This window comes from Streptomyces sp. CBMA156, assembly GCF_014596515.1.
GTDB lineage: Bacteria > Actinomycetota > Actinomycetes > Streptomycetales > Streptomycetaceae > Kitasatospora.
In genome coordinates this window covers 25,857-35,370 of sequence record NZ_MSJQ01000220.1, presented here as the reverse complement: position 1 = coordinate 35,370, position 9,514 = coordinate 25,857, and the positions used below count along the sequence as shown (strand labels likewise).

Sequence of the window (9,514 nt, the reverse complement as noted above, 5' to 3'; positions counted from 1 at the left end):
GCGCTGCCGGCCGCCAGCGCCGCCTCCACCCAGGCGGCGTCCGCGGCCTGCCCGTGCCGCTGGGCGAAGACCACCGCCAGCAGGCCGAACGCCCCGAGCCCGGCACCGGCCCCGGCCGCGGCGGCCAGCGGCTGGCGGGTGCGGGCCAGCAACTGCCAGGGGCGCGACCGGTCCTCGGCGGCTGTGGAGCCGGTGTCGGCACCGGACTCGGTGCGGACGGAGGCGGCCAGGGCGAGGGTGCCGCCGAGGACGAGACCGGCGCCGAGCACCAGCCCGAGCGCCGGGCGCGCCGTCGCCGCGGCGATCACACCGGCCAGCAACGGCCCGGTGACGTACAGGAGTTCCTCGGCGACGGTGTCCAGGCTGTAGGCCCGGCGGCGCAGGCCGGGGTCGGGCAGCAGGGCGCTCCACTGCGCCCGGGTGACCGGCCCGAGGGGCGGCGCGAACACGCCGGCCGCCACGGCGAGGGCGAGCAGCACCGGGTACGGGACGCCAGGGCGCCAGGTGGCCGCGGCCAGGCCGAGCAGCACCAGCGCGTACCCGGCCGCCATCGGCGGCAGCGCCCGGCGCGGGCCGTGGCGGTCGACCAGCCCGGCGCGGACGGGCGAGAGCAGCACGCTGGAGGCGGCGAACAGGGCGGTCAGCCAGCCGGCCCGGGCGTAGGAGCCGGTGGTGGCGCTGACGGCGAGCAGGAGCGAGAGGGGGACGACGCCGTAGGAGAGGCGGCCGACCAGGGCAGCGGAGAAGAGCCGGACCGCGCCGGGGGTGCGCAGGACCGTCGCGTAGGACGAAGGCATGAAGGGGTTCCTCGAAGGCTGGCGCGCGCCGCGCGCCGGTGTACCGGGACGCCGAAGGGCCGCCGCACCATCGGGGTGCGGCCGCCGCCTGGGGTCCTAGTCACGCGAGAGGAACATGGGGGCCATCGTAGGGCATGTCTGACCAGGGGCTTTGCGTGAGAAGTCGGCGGGGCCGACTTCTCGTGCGCGGCCGGGACCGGCGGAAGCCCCGGGCCTTCAGCGGCCTGCGGTCCGGTCGAGGCGGCGGATGGTCGGATTGCCGACCAGCCCGGGGATCTCCTCGATCAGCCGTGCGTAGGCGGCGTCGACGAACTCGGCCAGTTTCGCCAGCAGTTCGGTCCGCTCGGCACTCGCCTCCACCGGCTTCGCCGACGAGCTCACCCGGACCAGGTCGCCGGCCGGGCGCAGGCGGATGACCTCGGCGCGCTCGGTGAAGCCGAAGGCCGCCTCCTCTCCCCCGGCGAGGCGGTCGGCGACCCACGCCAGGGAGAGCGCAAGGTCGACCAGCGGGACGAAACTACGACCAGATACGAACTCTGCACCCCCCACGGCCAGTTCGGCGCCTACGCTGAAGTACTTGTACCGCAGGGCCGTCTCCGTGATGGCCTCGGGGTTCAGGTGCTTCGCTTCGTCCCAGGTGCTCCACCACGGCGAATCCGGCCCGGGGACGGAGAAGGAAAGGCTGATCACAGGGGTTCTCCTCGGCTGGTTCTCCGGGGCAGAATCCCACGTCGCCGAGGAGGCCGCATGACCGACCCTCAGCACAGCCGTACCGCCCCCGCCGCCCGACGGCCCCGGATCCTCCGGCGCACCGCCGCGGCCGGCCTCGCCCTCGTGGCCGGCCTGGCCGTCACCGCCGCCGCGACCCTCCCCGCGCAGGCCGCGGAAGCCACGGAGGCCGGCGCCCGGGGGCTCGACCGCTACTACGGGCAGCATCTCGACTGGCACAGCTGCGTCCTGGGCCCGGACGACCAGGACGGCGCCGCACTCGAACAGGCCGGCGCCCGCTGTACCGAGATCACCGTGCCGCTCGACTACGGAAACCCCGGCGGACGCACCGTCACGCTGGCGGCCTCCCGGATCAAGGCCACCGACACCCGCCACCGGATCGGCGTGCTGTTACTCAACGACGGCGGCCCCGGCAGCCCGACGATCGGCGCACCGCCCCGGGTGCACGCCGCCCTCAAGGAGACCGCCGGCCGCTTCGACATCGTCGGGCTGGACCCGCGCTTCGTCGGCCGCAGCGCCCAGATCGACTGCGGCTGGCCCGTCGGCCTCAGCATCCTGTCCTCCGGGATCGGCCGGGCGGGCTTCGAGCGCCAGGTCACCCTCCAGCGGGACCTCGCGGCCAAGTGCCGCTCGGCGGCCGGTGACCTGCTGCCGTACGCGAGCACCCGCGACATGGCCCGGGACCTGGACCTACTCCGGGGGGCGCTCGGCGAACGGAAGGTCTCCTACCTCGGCCTGTCCTACGGCACGTACCTCGGCACGGTGTACTCCCAGATGTTCCCCGGCCGCCTCGACCGGATGGTCCTGGACAGCGCGCTGGACCCGCGCCACGCCGGGCCGGAGCTCATCCCGCACCAACTGCCCGTGCTCGACCACGCGTTCACCGACTGGGCGGACTGGGCGGCGGCCCGCCACGGCACGTACGGGCTCGGCCGCACCCGCGCGGAGGTGACCGCCGGAGTCCTGCACACCGAGGAGGCGGCCGCGAACCGTCCGCTCGTCCTCGGCAGCGGCGCTGACGCCTTCGAACTCGACGACTCCCGGGTGCCGATGGTGCTCTTCGCGGGGCTCCAGGGCGACTCCGAAGCGGAACGGGCCGCCCTCGCCGGGCAGATGGTGATGCTCGCCGAGGCCGCGGCGGGCAAGCCGGTCACCCCGACCGCGGACACCATCGCCATGCTCCAGGCCCTGTTCGGCCCGCAGGGGTCGCCGGGCGGCAGCGCCGTGCAGGCCGTCCTGTGCGCGGACGGCCCAGCGTCCCACGACCCCGAGCACTACTGGCGCGAGATCGAACGCAGCCGCGCCGAGAGCCCGCTGTTCGGCCCGCTGCTCGACAACATCAGCCCCTGCGCCTTCTGGGACGCCCCGCGCGAGGCGCCCACCCAGGTGCGCCGCGACGCCCGGGCGCTGATCCTCTCCGCCACCGGCGACCCGCGCACCCCCTACAGCGGCGGCGTCGCCCTGCACGAGATGCTGCCCAGCTCACGCCTGCTGACCCTCCAGGGCGCCAACCAGCATCAGCTGTACGGGATCTACGGCAACGCCTGCGTGGACGACACCGTCAACGCCTACCTGGCCTCCGGACGCCTGCCGGACACCGACCCCACCTGCACCCGCCAGTAGCCGGCTGCCCGAGGGCGCGGGCCCGTGGACGCTCCGCGAGCCCGCGCCGTCCTCGGAGGCCTCCGGGGCGCTCTGCGCGAGAAGTCGGCGGGTCCGACTTCTCGCGCACGCGGGGCACGACAGGGCGCACCGGGGCACGCCAGAGCGCGGCCGGCCCCGGGATCAGCCCCCGGAGGACCCGAGGAGCCGGTGGCGCCGGGACCACCGGTCGGCCGGTGCCGACGGCCCGCCGGCCGACAACCTCCTGGCCTGCTCCCCGAGTTCACCCGCCCACCGGTGGCCGTCGAGCAACGCGAGGGCCCGCTCGGAGGCCTCCCGCGCCTCCCCGCCGCGGCCCAGGTCGAGCAGCGCCAGCCCCAGGTTGACGAGGGTCCTGCCCTGCCGTCCGGGTTCTCCGGCACGTCCGAAGATCTCCGCCGCGGTCCCGAGGAGCGGGGCGGCGAGCGCGGGATCGCTCACCACGTCCAGGAGTTCGGCGAGCGTGTCGAGGGCGTAGTCCTCCCCGCGGATGGAGCGGTTGGCGTCGAAGACCCGGGCGGCGGAGCCCAGCGTGTCGACGGCGTCCGCGAGCCGCCCGGCGGAGCGCAGCGAGATCGCGCGCCTGACCAGCTGTTCCCCCAGGGCGTTGGGCCGGCCGGCCTGGAGGTAGGCGTCGGCGGCGAGGCGTCGGGCGGCGGCGGCCCCTTCGTGGCGGTCCAGCAGGTGGTAGGCGGTGCCGAGGTTGGCGAGGACCGTGCCCTCCCCCGCGCGGTCCCCGAGCTCCGCGAAGATCTCGCCGGCCCGGATCAGCCGTTCGGCGCTTCGCCGGCCGGGCTCGGGGTCCATGACGGCGCTGTTGTTGAGGTGGACGGCCTGTGCCCGCCGGTCGCCCAGGCCGTGGTGGAGTTCGGCTGCCTGCCAGTGGAGTTCGGCGGCCATGGCCGCGGCCCGGGCGTCCCACCGCAGTGCCTCCGCCAGCCCGCTCACCAGGGTGACCAGGGTGGCCAGCCGGTCGCCGAGCGCGGCCGATCCGGCGGTCCGCTCCGGGCGTGCGGTGTGGGCGGCGGTGGCCAGCAGGTTGGCGCGTTCGGCGTCGAGCCAGCCGAGGACCTCCGTGACCTCCTGGCGTCGCTCGGGGGCGAGGATCCCGGGGCCCTGCGGGGCCCGCGGCGCGGCCGTCGCGTCCGTGGGCGCCCGGCCGGGCCGTACGCCCATCGTCTCCAGTGCGGTGCGGGCGGTCGCGCGGAAGGACTCCCGGAACCCCGGGGTCGTGGAGTCGTCCGGGGAGGAGCGGAAGTCGGAGTAGAGGCCCTCGCCGCGGAGTACCGGCGACTCGATCCGCAGGGCGGCCGCGGCCCTGCGGGTCCCGTCCAGGTAGAACGTCACCAGCCGCTCGGTGGCGAGTTCGCGTTCCCGGGGCGTGCTGTCGGCCGTCAGGCGGTCGCCGGCGTAGAGCCGCGCCAGGTCGTGCAGCCGCCGGCGTCCGCGCCCGGTGCCGTGCTCCAGCAGGTGGGCGCGGGCCAGGGCCTCCAGGGTCCGACGGGCCTCCCGTTCGTGCGTCCCGGCGAGGACGGCGGCGGCCTCGGCGGAGATGTCGGGGCCGTGGTGCAGGGCGAGCAGCCGGAACATCGCGGCGACGGGAGCGGCCAGGGTGCGGTAGGACAGGTCGAAGGCGGCGCGGACCGACAGGTCCGCCACCTCCAGTTCGGCGAGTCTGGCCCGTTCGTCCGCGAGGTCGCGGGCCAGTTCGGCGAGCGGACGCCGCGGGTCCTCGGCCAGCAGCGCGGCGACGATCCGCAGCGCGAGGGGCAGCCGTCCGCAGAGCCGGACGACGGTGAGGGCGGCCTGCGGGTCGTCGGTGACCCGGGCGTCGGTGCCGCGGGCGCGCCGCAGCACCGCGGCGAGCACCCGTACGGAGGCCTGCTCGTCCAGCACGTCCAGGTCGAGCAGCCGCGCGTCCAGGGTGGCGAGGGTGTTGCGCGAGGTCACGATCGCCCGGGTCCTGCCGTCCGCCGGGAGCAGTGGCCTGACCTGTTCGGCGCTCGCGGCGTTGTCCAGCACGACGGCCAGGGCGCGGCCCTGGCGTGCGCAGGCCGCCAGGGCCGAGACGTACAGCCGGGTACGGTCCTCGGGCCGGGGCGGGATGTGTTCGGGCGGGACGCCGAGGGCCCGCAGCATGGCGTCCAGGGCCTGGCCGGGGGTCAGTCGCCGTTCGTCGTCGTATCCGTGCAGGTCGACGAAGAGCACGCCGCCGGGCAGCCAGCCGCGGCCCTGTGCGGCCCGCACCGCCTGGACGGCCAGTTCGGTCTTGCCGACGCCCGGGAGGCCGGCGACCGCGGACACCACCGCCGTCCGGCCCGGCGAGGCGGGGTCGAGGACCTCGGACAGCACCTGTGACTCCGTCTCGCGGCCGACGAACTCCGGTGTTGCGGCCGGGAGGCCGGACAGTGCGGGGCGGACGGGGGCCGGCAGGTGCAGGGTGATGTCGTGGCCCTGGACGACCGTGGCGAAGAACACCCCGCCGCTGATCTCGTTGTGCACCCGCTCCATCGGCGGTCCTCCCCCCTTCCCGTGTCCGCGGGCCGCGGCCGTTCGGGATCCCCCGTCGGCCGTTCTCACGCCGAAGTCCTCCCACGGTAGAGGAGTTGGACTCACTTGAACGCATCCGGGCGCACCCGGACGCACAGGGACGCACCCTGAACGCACCCGTTCACACCCGTTCGCACCCGGGCGCGCCGTGGACCGTCCGGTCCGGGCGGCGGGCCACCGCGGGCCATAGGATCCCACTCCACCGAGGAGGCGCCATGGCCCACCCCCGTCGCAGCGGTACCGGTCCTCCCGCCGCCCGACGGTGCCGTGCCCTCCGGCGCACCGTCGCGGCCGGCCTCGCCCTCGCGTCCTGCCTGACCGTGACCGCCGCGGCGACCGCCCCCGCGGAAGCAGGCGCCCCGGAACTCGACGGCTACTACCGGCAGCATCTCGACTGGCACGGCTGCGCCTTGGGCCCGGACGACCAGGACGGCGCCGCCCTCGAACAGGCCGGCGCCCGCTGCACCGAGGTCACCGTGCCGCTCGACTACGGAAACCCCGGCGGACGCACCGTCACACTGGCGCTCTCCCGTATCGCGGCCACCGACACCCGCCACCGGATCGGCGCGCTGCTGCTCAACGACGGCGGCCCCGGCAGCCCGACACTCGGCGCACCGCCCCGGGTGCACGCCGCCCTCAAGGAGACCGCCGCCCGCTTCGACATCGTCGGGCTGGACCCGCGCTTCGTCGGCCGCAGCACCCCGCTGGACTGCGGCTGGCCGGACGGCGGCTTCTACTCCGCCGGAACCGGCCGCGCCTCCTTCGAGCGCCAGGTCGCCTACCAGCGGGACCTCGCGGCCAGGTGCCGCTCGGCGGCCGGCGACCTGCTGCCGTACGCGGGCACCCGCGACACGGCCCGGGACCTGGACGTGGTCCGGGGCGCGCTCGGCGAACGGAGGATCTCCTTCATCGGCCTGTCCTACGGCGCCTACCTCGGCACGGTGTACACCCAGCTGTTCCCCGGCCGCTTCGACCGGATGGTCCTGGACAGCGCGCTGGACCCGCGCCACACCGGCCCCGCCCTGCTCCCCCACCAACTGCCCGGCCAGGAACACGCGTTCGCCGACTGGGCGAGCTGGACGGCGGCCCGCCACGGCACGTACGGGCTCGGCCGCACCCGCGCGGAGGTGACCGCCGGAGTCCTGCACACCGAGGAGGCGGCCGCGGCCCGCCCGCTCGTCCTCGGCACCGGCGCCGACACCTTCGAACTCGACGACACCCGGGTGCCGGTGCTGCTCTACGTGGGGCTCCAGGGCGACTCCGACCCGGAACGGGCGGCCCTCGCCGGGCAGATGACGATGCTCGCCGAGGCCGCCGCGGGCAAGCCGGCCACCCCCTCGGCCCCGACCGCCGCCCTGCTGCACCTGCTGTTCGGCCCGCAGGGCTCGCAGGCCGGCAGCGCCATGCAGGCCGTCCTGTGCGCGGACCGGACGGCGCCCCGCGACCCCGAGGACTACTGGCGCCGGATCGAGGCGGCCCGCGCCGGGCACCCGCTCTTCGGCCCGATGCTCGGCACCATCAGCCCCTGCGCCTTCTGGGACGCCCCGCGCGAGGCACCCACCCAGGTGCGCCGCGACGCCCCGGTGCTGATCCTCTCCGCCACCGGCGACCCGCGCGCCCTCCACCGGGACGGCCTCACCCTGCACCACCTGCTGCCCGGCTCACGCCTGCTGACCCTCCAGGACGCCGACCAGCACGGGCTGTACGGGACGTACGGCAACGCCTGCGTGGACGACACCGTCAACGCCTACCTGGCCTCCGGACGCCTGCCGGACACCGACCCCACCTGCACCCGCCGGTAGCCGGCTACCCGGCCCGCGACGGGTACTCGCCCGTCCACCAGTTGCCGGGGGCCTCGGGGTCGCGGCTGGTCCAGTACTCCACGATCGCGCCGACGAACTCGTCGTGGGAGAGGGTGCCGTCGCCGTTGCGGTCCAGGTGGCGGAAGGCGGTGTCCGCCCGGGCGCGGCCGAGGTGGGGGAAGTGGGCGTGGTGGAAGGCCTGGAACTCGTCGGGGTCGACCGTGCCGTCGCCGTTCGCGTCGGCGACGGACAGGAAGATCTCGGCGAGCCGGCCGACGGTCGCGGCGGCGGCCTCCTGGTCGTCCGCCAGGGTGAGGGTGGAGGCGATGAACTCGTCGCGGCTGATCGCGTCCGCGCCGCCGACGGTGGGCTGGTGCAGGTCGCGCCAGATGCCGACGTAGGCGTCGATGATCCTGCGCTCGGCCTCGGAGCCCGGCGAGTGCCCGAGGGCGCGGGCGGAGGACTCGCCCATCAGGACGTGGTCGCGTTCGGTGAGGCGGCCGTCGCCGTCGGCGTCGAGCTGGTCGAAGCCGAGGGCGATCTTCGTGGTCAGCAGGTCGTCGTGCACGCCGTTCGAGTCGTGCACGTCGTTCGAGTTATTCACACCGTTCGAGTCGTTCAAGGGGACCTCTTTCCGTGCTGGTGGAGGCGGACCGCCGGACGGTCACCACCAGCATCGCCAGCCTCCGCACGGTTCGCCCGCACCGGCGCGCCGCGGGAATCCGGTGGCCCGGGCGGCCCGCCGACGGCACAGTGGGCGCCGTGACCACTCCCGACACCTCCGATGACGCGTTCGTTCCCGGGCTCCGGCTGGCCCGGGCCCTTTACGAGGAGGCCGTACGGCCGCTGCTGGCACGGGAGTTCCCGCACCTGCCGTACGCGGCGGCGCGGGTGGGCGCCGGCTCGGAGGTGCTGGGCTTCGACTCGGCGCGTTCGGCCGACCACGACTGGGGGCCGCGCCTGGAGCTGTTCCTCTCCCCCGCCGACGCCGCCCGCCACGGGCCCCGGCTGCACGGACTGCTGGCGCACCACCTGCCCCGGCAGGTGCGCGGCGTGCCCACCCACTTCCGGCGCGGCGAGGACCCGCACGACCCGGTGCGCCACCTGGCGTGGACCGACGGCCCGGTCGACCACCGCGTCGAGGTGCACGACCTGCCGTCCTGGCTGGCCGGCCGGCTGGGCCCGGCCGCCGCCCCGCCCGGCCCGGACACGCCCGGCCCTGACACCCTCGGCTGGCTGGCGCTGCCCCAGCAGCGGCTGCTGGAGGTGACCGCCGGCGCGGTGTTCCACGACGGCCCCGGCGAACTGACCGCCGTACGGGAGCGGCTGGCCTGGTATCCGGAGCAGGTGTGGCGCTACCTGCTCGCCTGCCAGTGGCAGCGCATCTCCCAGGAGGAGGCGTTCGTCGGCCGCTGCGCGGAGGCCGGCGACGACCTGGGCTCGGCGGTGACGGCCGCCCGCCTGGTACGGGACCTGATGCGGCTGTGCCTGCTGCTGGAGCGCCGCTACGCCCCGTACGGCAAGTGGCTGGGCAGCGCGTTCGCCCGCACCGAGGCGGCGGCCGAGCTGGGGCCGCTGCTCCGGGGCGCCCTGGCGGCACGGCAGTACGCCGACCGGGAGCGGTACTTGTGCGAGGCGTACGAGGCGGCGGGCCGCCGGCACAACGCCCTCGGCCTGAGCGCCCCGGTCGAGGCGACGCGCCGCCCGTACCACGGGCGCCCGTACCTGGTGCTGCACACCGAGCGCTTCGCGCGGCCGCTGCTGGCCGGCCTCACGGACGAACGCCTGCGCGCGCTGCCGCCGGTGGGTGCGGTGGACCAGTGGGCGGACGGCACCGACTTCCTCGGCCGGCCGCACCCCGCCCGGGCGGCGGTGGACGCGCTCGCCAACCGTTCGGAGGTGGAGGGAAGTTGAGCACGGACGAGGATCCAGCCGTACCGACGGCCGGCGGCATGAGGATGCTCGGCAGCCGGAGGCCGGCCGGGCGGCGAGGCG

Annotated in this window: 7 protein-coding genes; 3 read left to right on the top strand and 4 right to left on the bottom strand. The window is 75.8% G+C overall.

Annotation, left to right across the window (positions count from 1 at the left end):
- The coding region (locus BU198_RS18465; protein WP_188297959.1) for an MFS transporter at positions 1 to 797 on the bottom strand (797 nt) is incomplete at its 3' end.
- A gap of 216 nt (positions 798 to 1,013) precedes the next feature.
- Positions 1,014 to 1,487 carry a hypothetical protein gene (locus tag BU198_RS18460; protein WP_188297958.1) on the bottom strand — a complete coding sequence of 158 codons (474 nt, stop codon included), beginning with the start codon at positions 1,485 to 1,487 and terminating at the stop codon, positions 1,014 to 1,016.
- A 57-nt stretch (positions 1,488 to 1,544) separates the two neighbouring features.
- On the opposite strand from BU198_RS18460, the gene BU198_RS18455 reads away from it, so the two are divergent.
- On the top strand, positions 1,545 to 3,149 hold the full coding sequence (locus BU198_RS18455) for an alpha/beta hydrolase (RefSeq protein WP_188297957.1): 1,605 nt from the start codon (positions 1,545 to 1,547) through the stop codon (positions 3,147 to 3,149).
- Positions 3,150 to 3,311: 162 nt separating this feature from the next.
- Here the strand turns inward: BU198_RS18455 and BU198_RS18450 are convergent, their stop codons facing one another.
- Positions 3,312 to 5,678: a hypothetical protein gene (locus tag BU198_RS18450; protein ID WP_188297956.1), complete on the bottom strand. Its 2,367-nt coding sequence runs from the start codon at positions 5,676 to 5,678 to the stop codon at positions 3,312 to 3,314.
- A 254-nt stretch (positions 5,679 to 5,932) separates the two neighbouring features.
- Between BU198_RS18450 and BU198_RS18445 the strand changes: the two genes are divergently transcribed.
- Positions 5,933 to 7,519: an alpha/beta fold hydrolase gene (locus BU198_RS18445; RefSeq protein ID WP_188297955.1), complete on the top strand. Its 1,587-nt coding sequence runs from the start codon at positions 5,933 to 5,935 to the stop codon at positions 7,517 to 7,519.
- A 4-nt stretch (positions 7,520 to 7,523) separates the two neighbouring features.
- Here BU198_RS18445 and BU198_RS18440 read toward each other — a convergent pair whose 3' ends face one another.
- Positions 7,524 to 8,141: an EF-hand domain-containing protein gene (locus BU198_RS18440; RefSeq protein WP_223244589.1), complete on the bottom strand. Its 618-nt coding sequence runs from the start codon at positions 8,139 to 8,141 to the stop codon at positions 7,524 to 7,526.
- A gap of 140 nt (positions 8,142 to 8,281) precedes the next feature.
- Between BU198_RS18440 and BU198_RS18435 the strand changes: the two genes are divergently transcribed.
- Positions 8,282 to 9,433: a DUF4037 domain-containing protein gene (locus BU198_RS18435; protein WP_188297954.1), complete on the top strand. Its 1,152-nt coding sequence runs from the start codon at positions 8,282 to 8,284 to the stop codon at positions 9,431 to 9,433.
- Positions 9,434 to 9,514: the final 81 nt, after the last annotated feature.